Source organism: Pseudoalteromonas caenipelagi, assembly GCF_013140855.1.
GTDB lineage: Bacteria > Pseudomonadota > Gammaproteobacteria > Enterobacterales > Alteromonadaceae > Pseudoalteromonas > Pseudoalteromonas caenipelagi.
The window spans coordinates 1,003,426-1,029,888 of sequence record NZ_JABBPG010000001.1; the positions used below are offsets into that span (position 1 = coordinate 1,003,426).

Sequence of the window (26,463 nt, forward strand, 5' to 3'; positions counted from 1 at the left end):
AACCCTGTTCGTCTAAATGGAATGAGATCCTGCAACAAGTTCGCAGCGACGAAGGTCAGGATCTCTTAATCGAGTTGATAATACTCGCTCAAAGTCCTTTAAAATTAAGAACTAGTCCGTGTATATAGCAGCCTCATTACCATAACATAATACAGAACCCTTAAGCCCCGCTTTGTAATACATACCTTAATCTCCGCCCCCGCTATCACCACCAGAGTCGTAAGAGTCAAAGTTTGTCGTTGAGCTAGACGAACGAGTCGAGCTGAACGAGCCACCTTGAGAGGTATCAACAACCATAAAAAAAATACCCGCTACTATCAAAATTAACCCGAAGGTAAACTCCCCAAAAAAAACTTGATAAATGCCTAATACTGCACACACAATCGCCGCGATTATCCGTCCCATATTATTCGCTCCTTTGATTAAAACGGTCACTTTTTTCAGCCAAGACATCGTATTAAGTGTCAAAATTTAGATGCTAATAGATATAACTTAATTCAGTATCTAATGCTGAATAGAGCAACGTTCTCAGCTCATCAAAACCTAACCCACCACTTTGATTGGTCATAAAAATAAGCACTTCGTCTTCGCTCATATTTCTATGAATGTATGCTCTAAAGCCAACCCAGTTCCCAGAATGCGCAACGATAAAAGGCGACTCATCATCAATCGACCAACCAAAGCCATAATGAGAAAGCGAACCGTCGTTTAGCACGGTTGGGGAAAATGCTTCACGCTGTAATGTCTCTGGTAAAAGTTGATGATCGCGTAACCCGTTATGCCATTTAAGCAAGTCATCCACGGTAGAATATACCGCTCCATCTCCTGTCACCCCTTCTAGGTGATACAAATCTTCTAATTCATCTTTAAACTGCCCATAGACTCTATTTTTGAAATCTTGATTTTTAGATAAAACAGTAAAAATACGCGTATTTTCCATGTGCAATGGTTGAAAGATATATTGTTTTGAAAACGCTTCTAATGATTGCTTTGATATATTTTCGACAAGGTGAGCTAGCACCACATAGCCTGTATTGCTGTATTCAAACTGACTCCCAGGGCTGAATTCTAAAGAGGGTGCATGCTTTGCAAATAACACCATCATATCTTGATTGGTAAAATCTCTTTCATCCCAATACTTATCGGTTAATTCCTCATAGTCCACCATACCTGAGGTGTGCGTCAGTAGGTGCCTAATAGTGACATTTTTATAGGGAAATTTTGGTAAGTAATGACTGACCCGTTCATCATAGTTAAGCTTGCCTTGATGATGAAGTAGCATAATCGCCATGGCGGTAAACTGCTTAGATACAGAGCCCAGATTAAAAGCAGAGTGAGTGAGTAGCTTATCAGCTCTATTGGGGTGAACCTTCCCTATTGTTTTTTTAAATATCACCTTTCCTTTACGCGAAAACAAAAAGCTCCCGCTAACTTGGCCACTATCGCCCAAAACATCCAGCTGTTGTTCTAGTGCCTTTAATTTTTCACGCTCAGTCACTGTGGCGGCAAAACTCGTGCTCGAAAAAGCGGATAAATAAAAAAAACATAAAACGACAATGGCCAATACCCTTTTCATACAATCATCCTTGCGATTTAATTCTTAATTTTTCTTATTTTAAGTCGATAAACTACGCAGTCTTTTCATAACTGGCAATAATCGTCGTATTTGCGACGGACGAGTCAAAATACCTTGCCTTTACAGCCAAATAATCAGAGTCTGAAAAAAAGCTATCCGCTGCATTTTGGTTTGGAAAGTGAATAGTAAAAACGCGATTAATCGGCTCATCAACTTGAGAAAGTAACACTTCAGATACCCTAAAATCAAACCCAAAACCGCCTCCATACTGGTTTAATATCGGTTTCATTGCACGGCGGTAATCTGAATAAACTTCATCATTTGACACTTCCAACCCAACTAAAAACTCATACATACACTACACTCCATTACGATAGTTCGGACCTAGAAAACATGATTGTCTATCAACTAAACCATTACTGCTACTAAAAACTACAGATTACTTACATTCCACCAACTGCGTTTTAAACTAACCCGTGTAAACTATCACTCCCATTTATTAAGACTCAGTTAGCAATGAAACGTACTCTTCTCGCAATTTTAGCAGCCTCATTATTTAACCTAGGCTGTCACGGCCTTCAAAATCAGCCCAATAGATTCGCCTCTAAAGATAAGCCTACAATTAGAGTGGCTACGTTCAACGTTAGTATGGAAGCAACGAACTATAAATTGACTGATAACCTCGATGCATCTGGCAACGCTTTAACTACGGCATTGCAAAGTGACCAATTCAAGCAAATTAATAACATTGCTCAAATAATTCAACGTACACGCCCCGATGTGGTTTTGCTCAATGAATTTGATTACATCGCCGACCCTGAACAAGGGATTAATCTATTTAAAAATAGATATTTAGAAGTATCACAAAATGGCTTTGACCCCATCACCTACCCTTATGTTTACCTAGCCCCAGTAAACACAGGAGTCAAGACGCCTATAATGGGCGAAAATGCACGATTAACGCATTTTGGTTTTGGCCATTATCCCGGCCAATATGGCATGGTGTTACTGTCTAAATTTCCAATTGATTTTGACAATGTGCGTACCTTCCAGCATTTCCTATGGCAAGACATGCCCAATCATTTAATGCCTACAAAGCAAGACGGAAACAGCTGGTATGCTCAAAATGAGCGTGACATTATGCACCTTTCTTCTAAATCTCATTGGGATGTGCCAGTTAAAATATGTGACCAACAAATCAATATACTCGCCAGCCACCCCACTCCCCCCGTGTTTGATGGTCCAGAAGACAGAAATGGGCGACGCAATCACGATGAAATTAGACTGTGGAAAGACTATATCAGCGAAACTGGTAATAACTACTTATATGATGATAAAGGAAAAAAAGGCGGATTTAGCGGTCAATCATTCGTTATTTTGGGCGATTTAAACGCCAGCTCAGTTGATGGTGATGCACACCCCAAAGCCATCAGCCAGCTACTTAAGCATCCACGTATAAACAACTATTTGGCCCCAACCTCAAATGGCGGTTTGTTAAATAAGCCACAAAACCCACATGCAGCATCTCACACGGCTCACTGGGGCATGAGAGCAGACTATGTGCTGCCATCAGCTGATTTAACGCTCACCAACAGTGGTGTATTTTGGCCAGCAAAAGATGAAGATGGGGCTGAATTAGTCGCAGACAGAAGCGCGTCTTCTGATCATCGATTGGTATGGGTGGACATTGAGCTGCAAGTGGATAAGTCACAATGTGCGCTTTAAAGTCAGCTTGTAATGCAAGTTTAAAGACTTGCATTACAGTCACTAAAATAACGAGCAGGATATTGCTCGTTATTCAACTAAAAGTTAAAATTTTCAGTTGCCTTGGGAAGAAATTATAAATCCCTTAAAGAAATTATCGCATGAGATAAAGCAAAACATTAATGCTATTAATCAAACACATTATACTTTCTTTATGCAACCTGTAATATTTTACACATATAAATCCGATTTCAAATAAAATATAATAGGAAAAGAGTAAATTTAAAACCCCTCCACCAATTTAAACCTACAAAACCAGAAATCACCCATTTAATTTTTATAAAAACAATACTTGCTTGACCCTCGCAATTTGTATTGATATAAAAACTTAAAACGTCAAAGCATTTTAATAACAATGTAATAATAAATATAAAGTAATAAGGATAATTATGAAACTTTTAACTATGCTCGCAATTAGTTCACTAACCGCGCTTTCTTTCAATGCCGCTGCTGCCGGAGATCAAAAAGTAAATTGTAAAACGACTACTCAGAACATACCTTACTATTACGGCTGGGCCAGTTGCTGGGCCTCGGGCAGGTTCATGCAAGAGCACGTTAGTAGAAGTGCGACACAGTGGTATACGATTAGCGAGACAGTATATGAGAATGGTCAGTGGAACACGTACCAATGTAGTGACACTTTGACCAGTGTTGCTTACGACACTGTGACGCAAGAATCTTGTGAATACACGCCTTTAGCTGTTATTAGAGAACACCTGATAACAGAACGATATGACTCTCGAACAGGCACGACTTATTATAAAACTGGCGTTGTTGTGGCTGATTTCAACTACAGTGACCGTGACGGTCAAGTACAAAAGGTGGAAAAATGGGTTGGTGGTGTAAGCACGGCAAAAAGTCATGTTGATATAACCTCTCCAACCACTGTTAGATTACGAGTAACAGATAACGATGGAAATGTGACAGACACTTCAAGAACGGTTAGCCCGCCAATGATCCAGCAATGTAGCCGAGGCGGAATGATGATCATCTGCGATATGGATTTCTAATCACAGAGTTATTGTACGTTTGACTAAAGTTACGCTAACTTTAGCGGTATTTTTATATATAAATGCCTATTACCCAAAGCATTAATTATGAATTTTGCTATTTTAGCGCTAGTAAAAACCCGAGTTTAACTCGGGTTTTTACTAAATAGTTATCTATTAAAACTTAGGTCCACCGCCGCCCATCATGCCAGGTGGTAACATGCCTTTCATGCCGCGCATCATTTTCATCATGCCGCCTTTGCCTTTCATCTTCTTCATCATTTTTTGCATTTGCGTAAATTGCTTCAGCAACTTGTTGATGTCTTGCACTTGTGTACCAGAACCAGCCGCAATACGCTTTTTGCGTGAACCTTTGATGATTTCAGGGCGCTCGCGCTCTTTTGGTGTCATTGAGCTGATGATTGCTTCCATTTGGTTAAAGGTTTTATCACCCACTTGACCTTTTACTGCATCGGGTAAGTTATTCATGCCCGGTAGCTTTTCCAGCATCGACATCATGCCGCCCATATTTTTCATTTGGCGTAGCTGCTCAGCAAAATCTTCGAGTGTAAAACCGTCACCTTTAAAGACTTTTTCTGCCACTTTGGCAGCTTTGTCTTTATCAACTTTCATCTCAACTTCTTCGATAAGCGACAGTACGTCGCCCATACCTAAAATACGAGAAGCAATACGGTCTGGGTGGAAAGGTTCTAACGCGTCAGTGCGCTCACCCACACCAATAAACTTGATTGGTTTGCCAGTAATATGACGAATTGACAACGCCGCACCACCACGGGCATCACCATCGGTTTTGGTCAAAATCACACCGGTCAGCGGTAACGCCTCGTCAAATGCTTTGGCTGTGTTCGCCGCATCTTGACCCGTCATTGAGTCCACAACAAACAACGTTTCAATTGGATTAATGGCGCTGTGTAGTGCTTTAATCTCATCCATCATGTCGTTGTCTACGTGCAAACGACCAGCGGTATCAACAAGCACTACATCAATGAATTTTTTCTTCGCGTGGCTAATTGCGTTGGTAGCAATGTCTACAGGCTTTTGTGAAATGTCACTTGGGAAGAATTCAACATCTACTTCACTGGCCAATGTTTCAAGCTGTTTAATTGCCGCTGGACGGTATACGTCGGCACTGACCACAAGCACAGATTTTTTCTTGCGCTCTTTTAAAAACTTAGCCAATTTACCAATACTGGTGGTTTTACCCGCACCTTGCAAACCCGCCATCATCACAATAGCAGGAGGTTGTGCCGCTAAGTTAAGCTCTTCATTAGATTCGCCCATGGCTTTTTCAAGCTCTTCGCGAACAATTTTAATGAATACCTGACCTGGACTTAAGCTTTTGGTGACCTCAACGCCAACCGCTCGCTCTTTTACTTGTTTAACAAACTCACGAACCACAGGTAATGCGACATCGGCCTCAAGCAGCGCCATACGTACTTCGCGCAGAGTCTCTTTAATATTATCTTCGGTTAGGCGGCCCCTGCCGCTGATGTTTTTTAGCGTTTTACCTAAACGTTCCTGGAGGTTTTCAAACATGTATTAGGTTCCAATAAATCGTAATTGCTTAGCATTATACTGATATGGCCCCGACTAATACAGTGTTCAAGTGCATACAAAGTTTCTTTTTGGAAAGTCTATGCAAGAAGCAGTGCTTAAAATACAATAGCTTTTATAAAGGAAATTTATTAGTGGGCACACTTTAATGTTGATTGTTAGCTTGTCTTTATTTGCCAGCCTGTTTTATGTACTCGCAACGGGTCACGTTTTATCGAGACTATTTCATAAAGAAGGGCCAAGCCAAAAGCTTACAATTATTTTAAGTACGCTGGCAATTTTGTCTCATATGTTGTTGCTAGTAAACTCTGTATTCACCAACGATGGGCAAGATCTAAGTACCGTGAATGTGGCCTTGCTCACCTGCTGGGTTATTGTGGTCAGTGTTACTACCGTCTCATTGAAATTTCCTGCAACCTTATTACTGCCTGTGGTGTATGGCTTTGCGGCGCTACTGTTAGTGGCCAGTATATTTATTCCGCACCATATTATAATGCAAACCATCAATGTCGATTTAGGACTTGTGGTACACATTTCGCTGTCACTATTGGCTTATTGTGTGCTTATTATTGCAACCCTCTATGCCGTACAATTCTTTTATATTGATAACCGACTCAAACACAAAGATTTAGCCATTATGCACAGTCACCTGCCACCACTTATGCAAGTTGAAAGGCAGCTGTATCAACTACTCACCATAGGCACCGCATTGCTTACGTTAGCGCTTGTGTCTGGGTTTGTATTTTTAGATGGCATGTTCGCTAATGAGTTTATTCACAAAACGGTATTGTCGTTAGTGGCGTGGACTATATTTGCTGCTGCAACCTTAGGGCATCATAAATTTGGCTGGCGTGGCAAAGCTGTGGTAGTTTCAATCATGACTGCTTCAGGATTGATTACATTGGCTTATTTTGGCAGCCGATTTATTCAAGAGGTCATCCTAGGGAAGTTTTAGCTTGACTCTTATCGCCAGCTAACGCTTAATACACGTTCGTAAGTTTGAAAGGGATCCACTGTTGGACGACATATCAACAAGCACCTTATTTATAATATTGGGCTTGCTTATCATGGCCTCGGGCTATTTTTCTAGCTCTGAAACGGGGATCATGTCAATAAATCGCATTCGATTGCGACACTTAGAAAAAGAAAACCACCGGGCAGCAAAACGTGTAAGTAAACTGCTACGACGCCCTGATAGGCTCATCGGCCTGATCCTCATAGGTAATAACCTCGTTAATATCGCAGCTGCGCAAGTTGCAACCATCATAGGTTTACGTTTATACGGCGATATGGGTATTGCCATCGCAACTTTTGTATTAACCCTCGTGGTGCTTATATTTGCTGAAGTGACGCCAAAAACGCTTGCCGCTTTATACCCTGAAAAAGTCGCTTTCCCTAGTTCTATTGTTTTAAAAGGGTTACTTAAGGTATTGTTTCCACTGGTTATCACAGTTAACTGGATCACCAACGGCATGCTCAAATTGTTTGGCATCTCCAGCAAACAAATTGAAGAGCATAGTTTAAGTAAAGAAGAGCTAAAAACTGTGGTGAATGAATCAAGTGCATTGCTGCCATCTAATCACCAAAACATGCTCACCTCTATTTTAGACCTCGAGCAGGTGACTGTTGAAGACATTATGATCCCGCGCAACGAGATCAATGCCATTGATATCAACGATGACTGGAAGGATATTTCGCGTCAGCTTACTCATGCTCAACATACTCGCGTGTTATTGTACCGCGACCAAATTGACGACGCGGTTGGCTTTATTCACTCACGTGATGCGCTACGTCTGCTTACAAAAGAGCAATTTGATAAGCCCTCTTTATTACGTGCTGTGCGCGAAATTTACTACATTCCTGAAGGCACTTCACTGAATACCCAACTGCTTAAGTTCCAACAAAGCAAAGAGCGTATTGGCTTAGTGGTAGATGAGTACGGTGATATTCAAGGTCTAGTAACACTTGAAGACATCCTTGAAGAAGTAGTCGGTGACTTTACCACCACCCAAACACCTGCGGCCAGCGATGAAGTCAACGTTCAAAGCGATGGCTCGGTCATGGTCGATGGTGCGGCGAATATCCGTGATATTAACAAAGAAATGAATTGGGAATTACCAACCGAAGGGCCTAAAACGCTCAGCGGCCTAATTGTTGAACATCTTGAAGATATTCCAGATGCGCCACTTAGCTTAGTGATTGCCGACTACCAAATGGAAGTGGTAGAGCTAAAAGAAAACATGGTTAAGCTTGTTAAAGTGATTAAACGCTAACTTTTAACCAAGTTACAGCAAAATCCGAGCTCAGACAGCATACCCTAAATGCTTAATCCAAAACGCCATCAGGATGACAAATAGACCTATTTTGTCATCCTGACGAAGGTCAGAGTCTCATAGGCAAGAGTATGAAGCACTGCACGTTCGGTTTTTGTTTTTATTCAACTCACGCTTATTGCACCTAAAGAAATTATCACCCCCTAACCATTCCATAAAAATGAAATAATACAGTCATATAAAAGTCACTATGCTGTGTTTGACTGTCCCCTTTTTAAAATTAATAAAAATACCAAGGGGCTCACATGTTAAACCATTCATTTAAACACTCTTTAAAATATTCTCTCATTGCACTTTCAATTACCTCCATGGTGACTGGCTGTTCACTAGATGGTGATGATGGTAAAAATGGCGCACAAGGACCACAAGGCGTTGCTGGTGAACAAGGGCCAGCAGGTAGTAATGGCACTAATGGACAAAATGGTACGAGTGGGCAAAACGGCGTCGACGGTCAAAATGGTAAAGACGCCAACCGACTACTTGATATTCAGCTTGTTGGAAGAGCGGTACTTAATGCACAAAGCCCCGAAGGTGCAGCCGAAATAGTGGCCTATCAAGCCTCTAAAAAATGGATTTATGCCATTAATAGCTCAGGTGAGCAAGCCGTTGTTGATATCATTCCTGCAACAACTTTTGACAGCGCGGCGCTGGCTCGAAATAACGAAAACATTGCCACCAGCACCAACTTAAGTAGCACCTTCACCCTCAAATTGAATGATCACACCCCTGGAGATGCAAATAGCATTGCCATTGATAGTCACAATCAACTATTGGCTGTAGCCATGGCGTCAAAAACCACTGGCGAAGCAGGTCATATCGCGTTTTATAATATCGCGGGTAACACACCGATATTTATCAAAAATGTGCAAGTTGGCTCACTACCCGACATGGTAACCTTTAGCCACGACGGTACTAAAGTGGTGGTGGCTAACGAAGGCGAACCTGCTGGCGACTATAGCGTTGACCCTGAAGGTACAATTAGTGTAATTAACATCACTAACGCCGTGGTAGCCGATACAGCTACACACATCGACTTTAAAGCATTTAACAACAAGCAAGCAGAACTTGAAGCGCAAGGCATGGTGTTTGCCAATCCTACAGGCCGTACCATCAACGGAAAACTTATCGACACCACGGTTGCCATGGATCTTGAGCCTGAGTATGTGAGCATTTCCAAAGACAACCGCTATGCCTATGTCTCTATTCAAGAAAACAATGCCATTGCGGTAGTTGATTTAAGCGATAACAGCGTAAAACTGATGGGCCTTGGATTTAAGGATTGGTCAGCGCTGACCATGGATGCTTCTGACAAAGATGGCAAAATTAATTTTAGAAAATACCCGGGCTTGTATGGCATGTACCAACCCGACACCATCGCTAACTTTACTTGGAAAGGTGCTAACTTTATCGTCAGTGCCAACGAAGGTGATGGCCGTGAATACTTTTTTGATAGCAAAGATGAAGCTGAATGTACGGCAAAAGGTGGCTTAGATTACGACAAAGACGATGGTTGCCTTGCTTACGTTGACGAAAGCCGCGCTAAAAAACTCACCCTTGCAGATAACTTTGCGTATTTAAACAATGACAATGATGATATCGGCCGCTTAAAAGTGACCACAGTTAAGGGCGATATCGATAATGATGGTCAATACGAGCAGCTCTATACCTATGGTGCCCGCTCATTCACCATTTGGGATAGCAATGGCATGGTGGTATTTGACTCTGGCGACCAAATTGAACGTATTACCGCATCAATCCATGGTAGCGCATTTAACAACGATGAAGACACCAACGAAGGTGATACCCGCTCTGACGCCAAAGGCCCAGAACCTGAAGCGCTAGCATTGGGTAAAATAGGTGAACGCTTATTTGCATTTGTTGGCCTAGAGCGCATGGGTGGCGTAATGGTTTATGACATTACCAACCCATATGACGTGAAATTTGCTGACTACTTTTATAACCGTGGTACGGTTGAAGGCGCTGAGATCAGCGGCGATTTGGCACCTGAAGGTATGACCTTTGTTCCAGCAGAGCAAAGTGCAACAGGCAAGCCACTACTGATTATCGGTAATGAGATCTCAGGCTCAGTCGCCGTGTGGCAAATCGCGTTAAAAGACTAGGTGCAAAAGACTAGCAACAAGAGGCGCACAGTTAGTACACCTCTTGTTGCACAAAGTAAGCAAAGCCCCTTTAGCGAAGGTCATAGGCTAACTATATCTAGTACCGCTAATCGGCAGCTTAACCAACATAACCCCCGAAACGTAGATAAGCCACAGCGCCACCTAACTTTACTCAAATAAAGCCAACACCCATTGGACATGAAATGGGTACAAAGATAGACTAATCGTGCCACTTCAGGCAAAACAAAAAGGATCTTTTTATGAATAAATATTTATGTACTCTTATGTCTTCCATACTTGTACTTGGAACAACTCACTCTCAAGCTAGCTCTGGTAATGCTCCACTTGGACATCTCTCAGCAATAATGCAACAAGCCCATAATAATGGTTCGGTACGAGTTATCGTGAAGTTTGGGGAAGACACTAAAAATGGTTTAAGTTTTACAAGTGCATTTAGTAACCAGCTAAATATGATACAAAGTAACATAGGTATCAATGCGGTCAGATCTATTCCTTCTTTTAACGCAGCCGTGTATGAAGCAACCGCCGTGCAATTAGATGCACTAATAAACTCTGGCTATATTACCAAAATACAAGAAGATACGCCTGTACCACCAACACTTAATGAATCTATAGAACATATAGGTGCTAGTGTCGTTCATAATGCTCACTATACAGGTAGAGGTCAAGCAATCGCTATTTTAGATACAGGCGTAGAATCTTGGCACCCTTTTTATGCAAATCGCGTCGTAGAAGAAGCCTGTTTCTCATCCAACTATTCCGGTCATTCTGCAACAACTCTTTGTCCAAATGGTAGAACTCAACAATTTGGTCAAGGAGCTGCAGCTGATTGCTCAGCGACGGGTATTACTGGTTGCGATCATGGAACTCATGTAGCCGGTATTGCAGCAGGTAGTAACGCAGGTATGCAAGGTGTGGCACCCGAAGCAAACATTGTTGCTGTACAAGTATTTTCCCGTTTTGGCGCTAATTATAGCGCATGTGGCGGTAGAGAATGCGTTTTATCATACTCTTCGGATCAGTTGGCAGCACTTGAGTGGGTACTCAATAATGCTCAAACCAACAATATCGCCGCTATAAACATTAGTATAGGTGGTGGCCAGTATTCCAGTGCCTGTAACACAGACATTAGAGCTGACGCCGTAAATTCGCTCAGAGAAAAAGGGATCTTAACCGTTATTGCAGCAGGTAATGATGGCTATTCAGATAGTGTTAACGGACCTGGGTGCATACCAAGTGCAATAACTGTAGGAAGTACCAATGACAATAACGATACGATCAATGGATACTCAAACAGCTCTTCTTTAGTTGATATCTTTGCTCCTGGCAGGTCAATTTTGTCATCTGTAACTGGTGGTCGATACGCTGTTAAGTCGGGCACTTCGATGGCAACTCCGCATGTTGCAGGGGCTATTGCTGTGCTTAAGTCTATCCGTCCAACACTGACAGCCAACCAAATTGAAAATGCCTTAGAGCTTCAAGGGCGGAAAATCATTGATGGTAGAAATAACCTACAATTTCCGAGACTAGATTTATTTTCTTCTGCGGCAGCTATGGAAAGCTCCATTAAGCTGGCTAAGCCCTCTGGATTATCTACGCATATCAATAATCGTACATCTCTTACATTGAAGTGGGATCCTGTGCAAGGTGCTGAAGAATATTACATATCTTCACGCTATAACCAGCAAAACTGGTCCGGCTTTACCAAATCGGTTACTTCAAATTCTTACACACAACACAATCTCACTCCAGGCAACTATCAATATAGAGTTAGAGCCTGTCGGTTAAATAGATGCTCTGTTACATCTAATGAATCACAAATCACTTATATCACACCACCTACACCCAACACCCCAAATGCACCAACAGCAAAAGTTACAGGCAATAATATAACGGTAAACTGGAATGCCGTTAATAACGCTAACAACTACTTACTTGCAATCAAATATAATGACAACGATTGGACCGACTTTAAATATACAGCACAACAGCCATCTATTTCCTGGAGTGACCTACCTGCAGGTGCGAGAGCTTATAAAGTAAAAGCATGTTATGACCAAGTTTGTTCAAATGCATCTGCGAGCTCCAAACTTGTGATAATAGCGCCAGATGTGCCTTCAACACCTAGCGCACGTGTTTCTAACTCGTCTATCACGCTGCAATGGCCTGCTGTTTTCTTTGCTAATAACTATCAGATCGCTATCAAGTACAATAGCAACGATTGGACAACTTACCGCTTTACGAGTAATACCAACTCAATAACATGGCAAAACCTCCCTGCGGGCACTCGCTCTTACAAGGTGAAAGCATGTTACAATGATCACTGCTCTGCTGCATCTACGGTATCAAACTCAACATTCATTAGCTTAGCAACGCCTAGTACACCTGTCGCAACCCTAATAGGTAATACCATTACGGTTGATTGGTCAGATGTGACGGGAGCAGACTCATATGCAGTCTCTATTAAGTACAACTCGAATAACTGGACAGATTACAAGTATACCACTTCTAATTCTTCCATTTCTTGGTCTAACTTGAACTCAGGCACAAGACAATACCGTGTCAAAGCTTGTTTGGAAAGCGTATGTTATGGTGCATCTGCTAGCTCTAATAGCGTGACAAACTAACATGATATTTTGACTGAGTTAGATTGATAGTCTAACTCAGTAGCAACAACGCTTATCTAGCAAAAGTGCATCACACTAGTGAGTGCACTTTTTTAATGTGAGGTGAAATGTCAAATTAACCGTTGCCAAGCGGCTCACCTCAAACGTCGGGCGCCTTTGGTTTATCTAACAAAAGAGCCTAGATAATCGAAAACCTAGCCACTTTTTATCCCAAGCATTTGCGGCTTACCTGCAATTTACCGTACACTCGATAATTATTTTTCAACTCGCCGAGGCGTACGTGTCATCAACCAATAACAAACCATCTGGTTTTTTTAGCCAGCTTCTTTTTAACATTATTATTCCCGTTGTTATTTTAACGCGTTTCTCTGGTGAGGCGCATTTAGGGCCAACGTTGGGCGTAATTGTTGCCCTGTTATTTCCGCTTGGGTTTGGCCTGTGGGAGCGTAAAAAAACAGGTAAATTCAACTTTCTATCAGCACTTGGATTTGTATCTGTATTACTCACAGGTGGGATTAGCTTGCTTGAATTGGACGCCAAATACATTGCGATTAAAGAGGCTGCCATTCCGGGCTTAATCGGTGTTGCCGTGATTGTGAGCCAATACACCAAATATCCACTGCTTAAAACCATGCTATTTAACGAAAGCGTGATGGATATTAAAAAGATTGAACAGGCACTGGAGCAAAAAGGTAACCGCGAAAAGCTCCCCAAAATACAAGTGATCGCGTCTAATATTCTTGCAGGCTCGTTCTTTTTATCTTCTGTGCTTAACTATGTACTGGCGAAAATGATTGTTGTTAGCCCTGCGGGCACTGAGGCATATAACAACGAGCTAGGTCGCATGACCGCGTTAAGTTACCCAGTGATTGTACTGCCTACCATGGTGTTATTTTTTGCCGCGCTTTTTTACCTATTTTCGTCTTTGAAAAAACTGACGGGATTAAAGGTCGAAGAGATGTTGATAGAACAATAGAGCACATACTCAGCTGCTCAACGCACGCTTGAGCAGCTAACACTTTGCAACGCTTAAATTTAAACTCATAAACTACTTTCATCCAGCCTGAGTAAATCAAGCACCGCATCTGAGTGATGCTTTTTAGGTAGCGATATTGCGTAAAAGTGTTCATAAGCATTTGGCAGCACTTGATACTCTTCTAACAGCCCATTTTTTAGCTCATCTAATACCACCAACGGCGGTAACACCGCGCAAGCACCGCTGTCTCGGCTGAGCAATCGTAACATCGCCATATCGTCAGCTTCTGCGAGTATGGTCGCTTTATATTGATTAACTGCACAAATAGAATCAAAAGCCGAGCGTACCTCAGTATTGGTCGCGGGCAACACCCAGTTAATATTGTCATACCCTAATGGAAATGCAGTATCAGGCTTTTGCCCTGCAGGGCCTACAATAGAAATCGCTTGGCGACGCAATAGCTGATGCTGCCACGCTTGTTGATTATTATCATTACCAACCATGCGATTAGTGAGCACAAAATCAAATTCATGGTTAACTAACCCATCAAGCAAGTTGACTAAGCCCCTACTCGAGAGCTTAATTTGCACATTTTGTTTGGCAAGTAACGGCGCAATAAAGCCTTCAACAAAGTTACGTGATAAATGGGTCAAAACCCCTATCGAAATAGACTGCTTAGTCGTAACAACGCCAAATTTAAGCACCTGCTCAAGTTCATCGCCGGTGCTAAAAATATCTTGTGCATACTTTAATACCCGCTGACCTGCATCAGTTAGGCGCAAGGTGCGCCCTACTCTATCAAACAACTTTACGCCGTAACGCTGCTCTAACGCACGAATTTGTGTAGATAACGCTGATTGCGATAAATGCAGTTCTTTGGCCACTTGCGTTAAGTTTCCAACCACGGCAACACGCCAAAAATAGTACAAGTGATGATAATTGAGTCTGCTCATAACCGTTCTCTTATATAGAACGGTTAATTAAAATATATGTATTTTATTTTATCAAGTGTCTTCAAGCACAATGTATAAAATATAAATGGAGGTCACCATGCTTGAGTATGTTGTTTTTGCGTTATTGTTATTGGTTCCCTTAGCACCTGCCGTTATTGGGTTTTGGGCTGGCTGGACAGTTCGAAAAGAAGCACTGATTGCCCAGAAGGCGTTGTTTGGTTTGCAGCTTAGTATCGGCAGTTTTACAACTCTGGCGCTGCTTTATGCGGTTTTATCTCCCACGGTAACGCTAGAACAGGCACGGTTGACACCATTAACTTGGGTGATTGTCACTTTGGTGCTGGGCATAGGCTGGGTTGTAACTCGGTTTAGCCGTCAATACATGGTGGGAGAACCTCGCCTTGGCTATTACTACCGCTGGTTGCTATTTACGCTATCTGCGGTACTTATTACTGTATTGGCAAACAACTTACTGTTACTGCTGTTTGGTTGGATAATGATCAGCCTATCGCTGCATCGTTTACTGGTGTTTTACCCTACTCGCGCCCGCACACTGCTAGCTGCGCACAAAAAATTCATCATTGCCAGAGCCAGTGAGCTGAGCTTAGCAATCGCCTGTTGGCTTATTTATGAACAGGCAGGCACAGCAAATATTTCAGTTATCTTGGAAATGGTGAGCAGTGGCCAGCTGACCTCATCTAGCGACCTAACTTTGGCCGCCTGCTTTATCGCATTAACAGCCGTGCTCAAATGTGCGCAACTTCCAGTGCACGGTTGGCTAATTCAAGTGGTGGATGCACCTACACCTGTCAGTGCTCTGCTACATGCTGGCGTGATCAATTTAGGTGGCTTCTTGTTAATTTCGTTTGCGCCCATTATGCAACTCAGCTCATTGGCAAATAACCTGTTACTTGCTTTGGCAGGTATAAGCTTGCTATTAAGCGCACTGATCATGCAAACGCGCGTGAGTGTAAAAGTTAAACTTGCTTGGTCTACCAGCGCACAAATGGCCTTTATGTTGATTGAATGTGCGTTAGGTTTCTACGAGCTCGCGCTGCTACATTTAATCGCTCACTCACTGTACAAAGCGCATGCATTTTTGTTCGCCGGTAGCACAGTACAACAGTATCAAAATGTGCTACTGGCTAAGTCCTCTAGTCACTCACGCCTAAGACTCGTATTTAGCGTAGTCATATGCACCTTATTGATAGTCAGTGCTTCAACACTGGTACACAGTGCACTTTCATTGTGGCTTTTATTAGGGGTTGGTCTGAGCTTTCATTTATACGGCCAAGCACACTCTATTAAAAATCAACTGGCGGCGTTAATGAGCGCGATATTTATGATAGCTCTTATAGTAACGTGGAAGTCATTTGCTAGCAGCTGGTTCAACTTACCACACGCTGGCAGCGTCAATATCTGGGCCGATCTATATCTCATTAGTATCGTAATACTGCTGCTGATTTGTGCCAATCAACTACATAAAAAGCAATCTAGTGGCATAACGTCTCGTTTTCAAAATGCATTTTTTGCGGGCCTATACCTAGACGAATGGTTAACCCGACTTACGCAGCGAGTGTGGCCGACTAAATTGAGCTCTGCGCACCTTAACTACAACAACCGTAATTAATAAGGAGCTAGCCGTGAATATTGCTTTAGACCCAAAACAAGTGGCAGGTACACCTATGCTATTAGACACATTAAAACAGGTTAGCCAACAAATTGCGCCAAATTGGCCTTTAGATCAAATGATCGCCGTCAACCCGTATTGGCAAATGCGAGATAAGCCAATTGCCAACGTAGCAGCACATTTAAAAGCCGTTGCTAATATCGATATGCTATGGCCGTGCAAACGCTATGTTGAACAGTTTCATGGCGGGGAAATTTCAGATAGTGCACTTGCACAAGCAATCAAAGAACATCCAAAGTTCAACCACTTAAGCCCGAGTGAATTTGTCGTAACCTCAACCAATATGAGTGTTTCAGATACGCGGTGCCTATCATTTATCTCATATGTTGAGCAACAAAGTAGCGCCACGCAATTGAGTATTTCCAAAGAGCTAAACTCTCATATTAGCCAATTTTGTGCCTGGTATTTTCAACACTACGACAGCCACCCAACGGCGCAAACCTCAGAACACCTCTATGAGCAATATCAAAATTTTGTCGCACAAGATAAAGGTATTTCGCTGCTGCTGGATATAAAAGAGTTGCATCATAAGTATGCGGCTTTACCAAAGTCTGCCGCAGTGCTAATAGACAAATGTGAGCAAACACTCGCGCTCCCCCATGAATCATGGCCATATTATGGCAAAAACCTGTTGCTGCAACTCAATGGCTGGGCAAGCTGGATCGCCTATTTAAACTGGCAGGCCAATTTATATGGCAAACCCGCTGCTTGGCACTTAGATTTAATAGCCATAAAGCTGGGCTGGGAGTTAGTGTTACTCGAGCATTTGCGCCAGAGCAACAAAGCGCTTTTTTCACGCATTAATAAACAATGGCGATTTGAACTACAACACATCAAAGCGCGCGAGTCTGCAATTAATGAGCAACAAAGTTATCAATTTATCTGGTGGCGAGCAAAAGAGATTGAATACCAAAACGAACTGGCGGCTAAGCTGAGCAACGCTTCAAGCCCTAGTGCAATGTCTGATACACAATTACAGGCGGTGTTCTGTATTGATGTACGTTCAGAGGTATTACGCCGCCACTTAGAAGCACAAGACCAAGCAATTCAGACCCACGGCTTTGCGGGGTTCTTTGGCTTACCACTTGAGTTAAAACTCAAGGACAGCCCGCTGAATAGACCACAGCTTCCCGGCTTACTCGCGCCTGTTTTATCTGTATCGCCTGTTAACACTCCTCATTCATTACTGGCGTCAAGACATCAAGCTGGACATTGGGATCAAGTATATAAGCATCCTGCCAGCTCATTACCAATCGTTGAAACAGCTGGCTGGATGGCATTGGCAAAAATCATCAAGCGCACCTTCAAACCTAAACGATCAAATAAAGTGCTGTGCGCCGTAGGTCAAACCGATGAGTGGCAAATAGAACAAAATAGTGCGCCATTAACCACCGAGCAAAAAGCTGATTTAGCACAAAAAGTTTTGCACCTATTGGGCTTTAACAGTTACGCGCCACTCGTGCTGCTTGTGGGCCACGCCAGCCACAATGAAAACAATTTGCACGCGGCTAGCCTAGATTGCGGCGCCTGTGGCGGCCAAAGTGGTGAAGTTAACGTGCGAGTATTGTGCTCACTGCTCAACGATAGCGCGGTACGCACTGAGCTTGCAGCGAGAGCGGTTGAACTACCAGAAACCACGCGTTTTGTGCCAGCCGTGCACAATACCACAACAGATGAAGTGAGTATTCTATCGCACGTTAGCCAGCAGGTAAGTCAGTGGTTCGAGCACGCCACGACAGCAACGCAAAAGGAGCGAGCAATACGACTTAATCAAGCCACTGCACAACAGTTAGACTCTCTGCCAAAAGCGTTAAATCGTCGTCAGCTTGATTGGTCAGAAACCCGCCCAGAGTGGGGGTTAGCTAACAATGCCGCATTTATCATCGGGCCTCGTGATTTAACTCGCTGTGTTGATTTTAATGGTCGAACCTTTTTACATACCTATGATGAGACGCTAGACCCAGACGGCAGCACCCTAGAGCTGCTGCTCACGGCCCCCATGCTCGTAACAAACTGGATCAATATGCAATATAACGCTTCGGTGAGTGCACCTGATAAGCTTGGTAGCGGTAACAAGGTTCTACACAACGCGGTAGGTGGTCATATAGGTGTGTTTGAAGGTCAAGGGGGCGATCTCAGAATAGGCTTGCCGCTTCAGTCGGTACACAATGGACAAAAGTGGATGCACGAACCTATGCGCCTAACCGTAGTAGTACGTGCCTCTAAATCGTTGATTGAGCGCATCATCTCTAAACACCCTGATGTGCAGCAGCTGATTAACAACCAGTGGCTATACCTATGGCAATGGTCTGATGACGGGTTACGACAATATCATCAAAAAACTTGGTCTCGCATATAAAATACAGTGAGCCAACGGCTTAAGTCGTTGGCCTCACCTCTCAATTGCGCTGTTTACCAAACATCAATCACATCTGGTTTAGTTACCCACTAATCGATAAAAAATGCCATTATTGCGGCCACTTTGTCAAACAGCCAAATGAGCATAAATATTCAACACCACCTCACTACCCGCTTTGCTATCCGTCGTTTTTTAAGTCATAAAAAGCCACGATACTGAAAACACCACTTAATGAAAATAGAGAAATAATCTCTAGGTTTCCTGGATCTCTCTTTGCATCACGGCAAGGAGCTTATGACTGGGTACAGCAAAACTCCCCATAATTGCTTCTGGCACCATAATCTGCGCCAACTTCCAGCCCGCTTGACCGTGCTTATTAAGCTCAGTACTGAGTTCTAGTACCAGCGGGTTATTGAGATCTAATGCAATGTTTCTATCCAATGCAATCTCGAGTACTTTAAATTCATACTGACTTGATGATGTATTGATATATAGTTCGCTAACATTTACGCCAAGTGCCTCTGCAATAGCAATTTTTGACTTATTTGATGCAACACCTTCCCTTTCAACCCTCTGTATTGTTCTTAAATTCAACCCTGACATTGATGCCAGTTTACTCTGCGACCAATACCTAGACTTTCTCAGTTCAACAACTCGCTTTGCACTTATTTTCATACGTTAAAGTCACTCACTTCTCTATGCTTGTAGCTAAATCTATACACTTTTTTAGCTCCATAAATACGACACTATTACGACAAGATTGTTAACAACAAGCAAATCAACAATAGTGAAATAAAAACCCCAAATAAAACCATTAAAAGCAAAAAACATCCAATATAAGAACAAAATAAAACAACATAAACCACAAATAACAAGATATACAAATAAAAGCACTACCAATAAAATCACCAGTACATTTACACACAAATCAAGTTAGCAAACACCCACTTTACGTAACAACTCTTTCCACTAAACCACCTTAACATCAACCCATGGTGAAATTAATGTAAACAAAAAGGCACACCAAAAAATATTGTATTCATTATCCACCAATATTCCCATATGGGAAACTGTAATACAGTAGCCCCTCCGACAACAACAAAAAAGGTAAAAACGTGCTAAAACACAACAAAATATGCATAAGTATGCTTGGTGTATTCGCAACATGTGCAGCGAATTATGTACACGCTACTGAATCAGATAAAGATATGGATAACGTCGAGCGTATTGCCGTGACCGGTAGCCGACTGCTAAGTATTGAAGCGGCATCGCCCTCTCCAGTCACTGTTATTGGCGAAGATTTAATTCAGGCAAGTGGCGCAACCGATATCGCGGAACTACTAAACAAACTCCCCTCTATGGCCCCTGGATTAAGTTCAAGCACCAGCAACTACAATGGCAACGCGGGGATGAGCACACAAGATTTGCGAGGACAAGGCGCGAAACGTACGTTAACTTTGGTCAATGGTCGCAGACATGTTGGCTCGATCCCGGGTGAAAGTACGGTAGATATAAGTTCAATCCCAACCGGACTTATAAAGCGCATTGAAATTTTAACCGGTGGTGCATCATCGGTATATGGTGCCGACGCGGTTGCAGGTGTCATCAACATCATCACTAAAACAGACTATGTTGGCTCAAAGCTAAACGTTTCTGCGGGAATATCATCACGATCTGATGGTGAGAAGCACGGTTTTAATTTTCTTCATGGGTTAAACTTCAACGATGATAAGGGTAACGCAACGTTTTATTTCTCGTACGATAAAGAAGAAGAAATCAATGCCAAGGACCGCCCTTACACAAATTCAAACTGGAGCTATTTGCCAAACCCTGAACACCTAGCACTCAAGGAAAAACTGTTTGCTGAAGGGAAAACGTCACAAGAAGTTACCGACATAACCGACAATGACAATATCCCAAATAATTTATCGGCTAGGCGCTACTCAATCACTGCAAGCCCCACTACCGTGGTATTTATCGGTGGTATTGCCTACACATTCAATGCCGATGGTTCAATGCGACCAGTCAAGCTAGGTAACAGCGGTGAACTTTATCGTCCTGAAAACGGCTTAACGGGAATACAAACCGATGAAGGTGGTGAGCAATTAGGCGCTTATGAATTTCAACGTTTACGTGTCCCCGTTGAAAAAGCCATGTTCAACAATACAATCAATTACGAGTTTGATTCTGGCTACCACTTTTCTCTAGATAGCAAGTATGTAAAAACAGAGTCGGAATCTCGCGTATTTCCAAATTCGCTGTATGGTAGCGTGCCGCTAAGTAGAGACAATGCGTTCATTCGCTCTGATCTCGGTGCCAAAATGGATGAGTATGAAATGACATACTTACCTATTGCCCGTCACTTTACTGAAATGGGCCAACAAGGCACTGACTACGAGCGAGATGTGTTGCAAATTGTTGCTTCATTGCAAGGGACATTTGCCAATAACTGGCAGTGGGAGTTTTATGCCCAATACGGTAAAGCTAGCTCTGATAACACGACAGTAAATAGCTACTACGAAGACCGTTGGCGTGCAAGTTTAGACTCTGTTCGAGATGAAAATGGCAATGCAGTATGTCGAGCTACTATTGATGCCAGTGCAGCGCCTATTGCTGGCAGAGATTATAGCAACTGTATCCCCCATGATGTCTTTACGCCGATGTCTGATGAGCTACTCAACTACGTCAAGCTAGAACACACCTCAACCGAGTCACAAACTCAAAAAGTGGCCCACTTTCATGCCAGTGGCGATTTGTTTGAAACTTGGGCTGGCCCAATTGCGCTTTCTGTCGGTGCAGAATACCGAAAAGAAAGCAGTGAAACATCCCCATCACAGGCGCTCAGAGATGGGATCAGTGCTTCATACGCCGTAGAGCAACCAGTTGTTGGTGAATACGATGTAAAAGACGTTTTTTTAGAAACCAACATTCCACTTCTAAGCGATGTATTCTTAGCATCAAAGCTCAACCTAAACCTCTCGGTACGCTCTGCGCACTATAGCGAAGCGGGTCAAAATACCAGTTGGAATGTAGGTACTGTATGGCAACCTATCGATGATGTAACACTGCGTATATCACGCTCTCGTTCAGCCCGTGCGCCCAACATCAATGAGCAATTTACTACTGAAGGCGAAGGCTTTGAGTGGCTGTACCAACCATGCAGCCAAAACCGTATAAAGTCTGCTAGCGCTCAAGTGGTTGAAAACTGTAAAAAATTGGGTGTGAATGTGTTTACCAATGAAATTGGTGAGACAACCAGTGACATTCGCTGGTACCAACCAGGTACAATCGTTAGTTCTGGCAACCAAGACCTTGATGTGGAAACAGCCAATACACTTACTGCAGGTCTCGTTTTCACCCCCACTGCAATAGACAACTTAGAGCTGACATTTGACTATTGGGATATAAAGCTATCAGGTTTAATAGATAACTTTAACGTTGCTACCGTTGTTGATTCTTGTGTTGAGCAAAGTTCTTTAGATAACCAGTTTTGTGCACTATTAACACGCCAGCCCGATGGCATTATTACTCATGTTAATTTAAAAACACTCAACCTAAACCAAAGACGCACAAGCGGCTTGGATATCATTGCTAACTATAAGTTTGATATGTTGGGTGGCACATTCGCCATCAATACAATTGTGCAAAGACTGATCCGTCGCGATATTCAAACAGACCCTACCCTTGAGCTTGAACCGACCGTAGGTCTGTTCGCACACCCAGAGTGGAAAGCAACGGTTAATTTAAGTTACGAAAACGAGCAATTTAGGGTTGGTACAGCAACTCGGTATGTGGGTGAACAGCGATATAGAGAAAACTATACCGCCTCTTATGTAAACCCGCATGAAACGCCGAGTATGTTTTATACAGACTTAACGGCCTCGTATAATATCAGTGAAACAATGCGCTTAAACGTTGGTGCAAATAATGTTTTTGATAAAAAGACACCACAAATGCCCAATGCTTATAGCGGCGGTGCAAACTATTATTTAGGTACTGATGGCGGTTTGTTTGACACCCTTGGTCGAACTTACTTTGCCAGCTTTAACTGGGAATTTTAAGTAGCACAATGTCACTTCCATGGCACTGACACCTTTGTTCAGTGCCTTTTTAACCCATTAAAATTTATCTCTTATCATTGATGCACTTCAAATGTAAATAGTACGGCAAGCCAAACGAAACACCAACACAGCATGTGCCTAATATTGCCAATTGGTAACCCGAAACTTGGTGTTTTTTTGAGTCAACAACAATAAAAACAATCAGTGCTAGTGCCGCTATAATCACATCTAGCCATGCAAACAAGCTAATTGGATTTGCAATCACACTTTGATAAAAAAGTTCAATAGCAACACCGTTATCAACTAGCCAAGGTATAAAGACAGCTAAAGGAATAAAAGCTCCCAACAATGAGCATGTTAAGTAGAAATGCTTCATATGCGCTCCTTCGCATCGCGGTTATTTTTTTAGTGACGCTAAGTCATCAATCAGCTCATCTAGCTCTTCAAGCAAGTGTGCTTTTTGTTTCTCAGACAAGCTTTGATAAATATCTGTAAGAAATTGGTATTCTAACTGCTTATTGTGAGTAATACGTTTTTTTAGTTCTTGCGATCGAAACTGTTCTGGATTACTGAGTAAACTCTGTAAATCGCTGACAAATTCTTCATCTCGATTAGAGTTCTCAAACAGGGTCTTTAATTGGGACTGGTAACTAACGCGATAGTCATACCATAAGTCAGCGGTACTGAGCTGTTGCGTATAAAGCTGCTCAACTAACATTTTCTGCTGTTCATTTAAGTTACCCAACCAACGCTCTAGATTGTTGATACGGTTTTTAAGCCATCGTTTTTTGCGTTTTTGTACTGAGCGCTGCTGGCGCTTCTCTATTGATTCAGATTCAGACTCGGCTAACGCGTTAAATAGCTCTTCGATTTGCGATTTGCTGAGCAAAGGCGCCAGTCGTGCCAAGTCTGGCACTATTTTATCTCTAAACCGATACCAATGTGCCAACATCTGCTCTTGGTGATATGACACCCGCTCTGGCGAGATTGTACCAGCCGATACATCTTCTTTTATGTGATTGAGCTGAGCTATATACGCGTCTATCTCTTGGCTTTTGTGCCAATCCAACCACGTTTGCAGGTGCTTGTCAAAATGCGCCTCTTGCTCGTCTGTGAGTGATATATAATCATCCACATACCAATAGGTCAGCCAATCTAAATTCTTATATACAAATTTTGTTGAGCAACCGGCCATAAATAATAGCGCGATCAGTATAAGTATTTTTCTCATAATTATATTACCAGATCACTGATTCATTTGAGTCTATACTCCTTGTTTTTAAAAATGGATTAAAAAAGTGTCTGTAAATGTTTCAAAATACCAAACAGTGCGCTTCTATTTGCAGTCACTGCGATTATTGCTTTGTTTGTAGCTTTTTATTGAGTTCGTCCATTGCTGGCATCTGCTCATATTGCTGTGCATCACCAGATATACAATCCCAACTCGCCTTTGAGTCAACATATAAGTGCGCTGATACCTTGGCGTCACATGCACCTTCAAGTAAGCCAGCAGGTATCCAATATTGCCGTCCATTTTCCATAAAATGCGGCACAGTACTGCCACATGTACTACAAAAATCCGACCGGTAGCCCGATGGTAATTTAAAAGACTTTATAAACGTTTGCCCTTTTACCCAGCTAAATTGTTCGGCATTTAAAAAAGTGGCTGTATCTGATGCAGACCCCGACAGCTTTCTGCATAACGAGCAATGACATTGATAAAAATTTGGTAACTCACCCGTTATTGAAAATTCAACTGCGCCACATAAACATACCCCTCGCATACCTACCCCTTGTTAAATAAACACCCTTTTTAATGCATTGTAAGCAAACCAGAGATTAAATAGCATTCAATGCAACCATTGCTTGTTGCGCTTTGTCACGCTGTACAAAAATATGGTCGTGATAGTACCCAGCAAGTACATTCGCACTAATATCATGCTCTGCCAGCTTGCTAGCAAACGCCGCCGTTAAACCGACCGCCTCTAGACTTGAGTGCACATTAAGCGTAATACACTGAAAAACGCACTCATAATGATGTCCAAACTCGTCAGCCTTTAGTTTAGGAATAACCAAAGTCATGCCTTCGTGTTCTAAAAACATCGCTTTGGGACTCAGCTGTGCTGCATCGCCATATTGCCCACCCGCTATGGTTACAAACACAAACTCAGTGTCTAGCAGCTCCGGTTGCATAGCGCTTAATAACACCTCTAAATTCATTTCACCCGCCATACCTTCTCCATCATTATTTTAACTGGTACTTTTTAAACCAACTATACCCATAAGAATTATCCCTAAAAAGACCCATTGCGTTATATTAAGCAAAGCGTCTCTTGGACAGTCAACGAATCAAATAAAATCATTAAACTTGCCAGCATAGATCAAAGTTTTGTAGGGCGTATTATTCGCAATTTCATCATCCGCAAATAAGGCCCTGCGAATGTGGTTGGCTGGCGAAAGCTATTAACTCAAAACCGTTAACAAAGTACCTATTTTATTTATCTTTTAAATCCCATAACACTTGCGTATCCACCCAATAAATATTGCTTTCAGGCTCGATCCCCTTCATTTTTTCTGTTGGCCCTCGGTTAAAAAACAAATAGTTGCCATCGGGGGAAACATAAGCCCCCGTTTCTATTTTGTCGGTATTAACTTTTTCGCCCATGTTAATAGCCGGCCCCCAAGCTCCATCTTGTTGACGAAAGCTGATATATAAGTCTTTATCACCATAACCCTCTTCTTTTTCACTGTCCCAAATTAAATAGGAACCATCTTGGGCAATAAAAGGGTGCGCAGTCCACATACCTGAATTGATATGTGGCGCAAGTAACTGAGGTTTTTCGCGCAGGCCATTGTTCAAAGTAGAAATTCGCAGCACATCATTGTTTTTATAATCATCAAATACATAAGTGCCGCTTTTGGATGAAGAAAAACGCATAATTCCCCAATCACTTCGAGCAAATGTTGCGCCTAAGCTTTTTACTTCAGACCACCCCTCGTCCGTGCGGGTCATATATTTATTACCTAAATGCATGGTTTGCCCATCAGGCGATAATATCGGCCTGCCCACTCTTGGGCCAATGGTAGACTCAGTCCAACCACCGTCCTCTACTTTAAACTGCATCAACCACCACTTGCCCGTATCTACATTTCGTCTTGAAATATAAGCTTCTTTTAAGTCCGAGGTAAAAGAGATACTGTGGTCTCGGTGCTTTGTAGACACTATACCCGGCGCAAAAACGAGTGGTGTTAACTTTGGCGGCTGCTGACAAAAATATGGTTTATCGCATGCCTGCGATGTTATCATGCTAACACTCACCCCAGACACGAACACCGCCCCTAATATAAATACTCGACCTATCATAGACTTCAAAATTTTTCCTTAACTATCAATAATTAAAGACAGAGCTCATGCGACA

At 42.4% G+C, this 26,463-nt stretch carries 21 protein-coding genes; 10 read left to right on the forward strand and 11 right to left on the reverse strand.

From position 1 onward, the window contains the following. Positions 1-186: 186 nt before the first annotated feature. The 3 genes from HG263_RS04430 to HG263_RS04440 form a co-directional block, all read right to left on the reverse strand. Positions 187-405, reverse strand: coding sequence for a hypothetical protein (locus tag HG263_RS04430; RefSeq protein ID WP_171624835.1), 219 nt, complete (start codon positions 403-405; stop codon positions 187-189). A gap of 73 nt (positions 406-478) precedes the next feature. Then, on the reverse strand, positions 479-1,576 hold the full coding sequence (locus HG263_RS04435) for a serine hydrolase domain-containing protein (protein ID WP_171624836.1): 1,098 nt from the start codon (positions 1,574-1,576) through the stop codon (positions 479-481). 52 nt (positions 1,577-1,628) lie between these two features. Then, positions 1,629-1,931, reverse strand: a complete 303-nt coding sequence (locus HG263_RS04440; RefSeq protein ID WP_171624837.1) for a DUF1330 domain-containing protein — start codon at positions 1,929-1,931, stop codon at positions 1,629-1,631. 161 nt (positions 1,932-2,092) lie between these two features. Here HG263_RS04440 and HG263_RS04445 point away from each other — a divergent pair, with 161 nt between their 5' ends. Both HG263_RS04445 and HG263_RS04450 read left to right on the forward strand, forming a co-directional pair. Next, positions 2,093-3,301 (forward strand): endonuclease/exonuclease/phosphatase family protein, encoded by a 1,209-nt coding sequence (locus HG263_RS04445; protein ID WP_171624838.1) that lies wholly within the window; start codon positions 2,093-2,095, stop codon positions 3,299-3,301. A gap of 428 nt (positions 3,302-3,729) precedes the next feature. Next, positions 3,730-4,350: a hypothetical protein gene (locus HG263_RS04450; protein WP_171624839.1), complete on the forward strand. Its 621-nt coding sequence runs from the start codon at positions 3,730-3,732 to the stop codon at positions 4,348-4,350. 156 nt (positions 4,351-4,506) lie between these two features. Here HG263_RS04450 and ffh read toward each other — a convergent pair whose 3' ends face one another. Beyond that, positions 4,507-5,886, reverse strand: a complete 1,380-nt coding sequence (gene ffh / locus HG263_RS04455) for a signal recognition particle protein (protein WP_171624840.1) — start codon at positions 5,884-5,886, stop codon at positions 4,507-4,509. A gap of 166 nt (positions 5,887-6,052) precedes the next feature. On the opposite strand from ffh, the gene HG263_RS04460 reads away from it, so the two are divergent. The 5 genes from HG263_RS04460 (at position 6,053) to HG263_RS04480 (ending at position 13,981) form a co-directional block, all read left to right on the forward strand. Beyond that, the gene (locus tag HG263_RS04460; RefSeq protein ID WP_171624841.1) at positions 6,053-6,859 is read left to right on the forward strand and encodes a cytochrome C assembly family protein; all 807 of its coding nucleotides are present in this window, start codon (positions 6,053-6,055) and stop codon (positions 6,857-6,859) included. Between the two features lie 61 nt (positions 6,860-6,920). Beyond that, positions 6,921-8,177 carry an HlyC/CorC family transporter gene (locus tag HG263_RS04465; RefSeq protein WP_171624842.1) on the forward strand — a complete coding sequence of 419 codons (1,257 nt, stop codon included), beginning with the start codon at positions 6,921-6,923 and terminating at the stop codon, positions 8,175-8,177. Positions 8,178-8,482: 305 nt separating this feature from the next. Next, positions 8,483-10,357 carry a choice-of-anchor I family protein gene (locus HG263_RS04470; RefSeq protein ID WP_171624843.1) on the forward strand — a complete coding sequence of 625 codons (1,875 nt, stop codon included), beginning with the start codon at positions 8,483-8,485 and terminating at the stop codon, positions 10,355-10,357. A gap of 260 nt (positions 10,358-10,617) precedes the next feature. Beyond that, positions 10,618-13,005 (forward strand): S8 family serine peptidase, encoded by a 2,388-nt coding sequence (locus tag HG263_RS04475; RefSeq protein ID WP_171624844.1) that lies wholly within the window; start codon positions 10,618-10,620, stop codon positions 13,003-13,005. 280 nt (positions 13,006-13,285) lie between these two features. After that, positions 13,286-13,981: a VC0807 family protein gene (locus tag HG263_RS04480; RefSeq protein WP_171624845.1), complete on the forward strand. Its 696-nt coding sequence runs from the start codon at positions 13,286-13,288 to the stop codon at positions 13,979-13,981. Positions 13,982-14,046: 65 nt separating this feature from the next. Here HG263_RS04480 and HG263_RS04485 read toward each other — a convergent pair whose 3' ends face one another. Then, a complete protein-coding gene (locus tag HG263_RS04485) occupies positions 14,047-14,934 on the reverse strand; it encodes a LysR family transcriptional regulator (protein ID WP_171624846.1) in 888 nt (295 codons plus the stop codon). 97 nt (positions 14,935-15,031) lie between these two features. Between HG263_RS04485 and HG263_RS04490 the strand changes: the two genes are divergently transcribed. Together HG263_RS04490 and HG263_RS04495 are read left to right on the forward strand one after the other, a co-directional pair. After that, entirely contained in the window at positions 15,032-16,564 is a 1,533-nt protein-coding gene (locus tag HG263_RS04490; RefSeq protein WP_171624847.1) for an NADH-quinone oxidoreductase subunit L, read from the forward strand. A gap of 13 nt (positions 16,565-16,577) precedes the next feature. After that, positions 16,578-18,983, forward strand: coding sequence for a putative inorganic carbon transporter subunit DabA (locus tag HG263_RS04495; protein ID WP_171624848.1), 2,406 nt, complete (start codon positions 16,578-16,580; stop codon positions 18,981-18,983). 252 nt (positions 18,984-19,235) lie between these two features. On the opposite strand, the gene HG263_RS04500 is transcribed toward HG263_RS04495, so the two are convergent. Then, positions 19,236-19,658, reverse strand: a complete 423-nt coding sequence (locus HG263_RS04500; RefSeq protein WP_171624849.1) for a helix-turn-helix domain-containing protein — start codon at positions 19,656-19,658, stop codon at positions 19,236-19,238. A 440-nt stretch (positions 19,659-20,098) separates the two neighbouring features. Between HG263_RS04500 and HG263_RS04505 the strand changes: the two genes are divergently transcribed. After that, positions 20,099-23,044 (forward strand): TonB-dependent receptor domain-containing protein, encoded by a 2,946-nt coding sequence (locus tag HG263_RS04505; protein WP_171624850.1) that lies wholly within the window; start codon positions 20,099-20,101, stop codon positions 23,042-23,044. 64 nt (positions 23,045-23,108) lie between these two features. Here the strand turns inward: HG263_RS04505 and HG263_RS04510 are convergent, their stop codons facing one another. From HG263_RS04510 to HG263_RS04530, 5 genes are all read right to left on the reverse strand, one after another. Beyond that, on the reverse strand, positions 23,109-23,420 hold the full coding sequence (locus HG263_RS04510) for a DUF2834 domain-containing protein (protein ID WP_171624851.1): 312 nt from the start codon (positions 23,418-23,420) through the stop codon (positions 23,109-23,111). 21 nt (positions 23,421-23,441) lie between these two features. Continuing rightward, the gene (locus HG263_RS04515) at positions 23,442-24,275 is read right to left on the reverse strand and encodes a DUF6279 family lipoprotein (protein ID WP_171624852.1); all 834 of its coding nucleotides are present in this window, start codon (positions 24,273-24,275) and stop codon (positions 23,442-23,444) included. 124 nt (positions 24,276-24,399) lie between these two features. Then, on the reverse strand, positions 24,400-24,828 hold the full coding sequence (locus HG263_RS04520) for a GFA family protein (protein WP_171624853.1): 429 nt from the start codon (positions 24,826-24,828) through the stop codon (positions 24,400-24,402). Positions 24,829-24,883: 55 nt separating this feature from the next. Then, on the reverse strand, positions 24,884-25,276 hold the full coding sequence (locus HG263_RS04525) for an ACT domain-containing protein (RefSeq protein ID WP_171624854.1): 393 nt from the start codon (positions 25,274-25,276) through the stop codon (positions 24,884-24,886). A 262-nt stretch (positions 25,277-25,538) separates the two neighbouring features. Further along, a complete protein-coding gene (locus tag HG263_RS04530) occupies positions 25,539-26,408 on the reverse strand; it encodes a PD40 domain-containing protein (RefSeq protein ID WP_171624915.1) in 870 nt (289 codons plus the stop codon). Between the last annotated feature and the right edge of the window lie 55 nt (positions 26,409-26,463).

Excerpts from the sequence above, each read along its gene's own strand:
- HG263_RS04430 (WP_171624835.1), bottom strand. The coding sequence starts at position 405 with ATGGGACGGATAATCGCGGCGATTGTGTGTGCAGTATTAGGCATTTAT.
- HG263_RS04435 (WP_171624836.1), bottom strand. The coding sequence starts at position 1,576 with ATGAAAAGGGTATTGGCCATTGTCGTTTTATGTTTTTTTTATTTATCC.
- HG263_RS04440 (WP_171624837.1), bottom strand. The coding sequence starts at position 1,931 with ATGTATGAGTTTTTAGTTGGGTTGGAAGTGTCAAATGATGAAGTTTAT.
- HG263_RS04445 (WP_171624838.1), top strand. The coding sequence starts at position 2,093 with ATGAAACGTACTCTTCTCGCAATTTTAGCAGCCTCATTATTTAACCTA.
- HG263_RS04450 (WP_171624839.1), top strand. The coding sequence starts at position 3,730 with ATGAAACTTTTAACTATGCTCGCAATTAGTTCACTAACCGCGCTTTCT.
- ffh (WP_171624840.1), bottom strand. The coding sequence starts at position 5,886 with ATGTTTGAAAACCTCCAGGAACGTTTAGGTAAAACGCTAAAAAACATC.
- HG263_RS04460 (WP_171624841.1), top strand. The coding sequence starts at position 6,053 with ATGTTGATTGTTAGCTTGTCTTTATTTGCCAGCCTGTTTTATGTACTC.
- HG263_RS04470 (WP_171624843.1), top strand. The coding sequence starts at position 8,483 with ATGTTAAACCATTCATTTAAACACTCTTTAAAATATTCTCTCATTGCA.
- HG263_RS04475 (WP_171624844.1), top strand. The coding sequence starts at position 10,618 with ATGAATAAATATTTATGTACTCTTATGTCTTCCATACTTGTACTTGGA.
- HG263_RS04485 (WP_171624846.1), bottom strand. The coding sequence starts at position 14,934 with ATGAGCAGACTCAATTATCATCACTTGTACTATTTTTGGCGTGTTGCC.
- HG263_RS04490 (WP_171624847.1), top strand. The coding sequence starts at position 15,032 with ATGCTTGAGTATGTTGTTTTTGCGTTATTGTTATTGGTTCCCTTAGCA.
- HG263_RS04500 (WP_171624849.1), bottom strand. The coding sequence starts at position 19,658 with ATGAAAATAAGTGCAAAGCGAGTTGTTGAACTGAGAAAGTCTAGGTAT.
- HG263_RS04510 (WP_171624851.1), bottom strand. The coding sequence starts at position 23,420 with ATGAAGCATTTCTACTTAACATGCTCATTGTTGGGAGCTTTTATTCCT.
- HG263_RS04515 (WP_171624852.1), bottom strand. The coding sequence starts at position 24,275 with ATGAGAAAAATACTTATACTGATCGCGCTATTATTTATGGCCGGTTGC.
- HG263_RS04520 (WP_171624853.1), bottom strand. The coding sequence starts at position 24,828 with ATGCGAGGGGTATGTTTATGTGGCGCAGTTGAATTTTCAATAACGGGT.
- HG263_RS04525 (WP_171624854.1), bottom strand. The coding sequence starts at position 25,276 with ATGGCGGGTGAAATGAATTTAGAGGTGTTATTAAGCGCTATGCAACCG.
- HG263_RS04530 (WP_171624915.1), bottom strand. The coding sequence starts at position 26,408 with ATGATAGGTCGAGTATTTATATTAGGGGCGGTGTTCGTGTCTGGGGTG.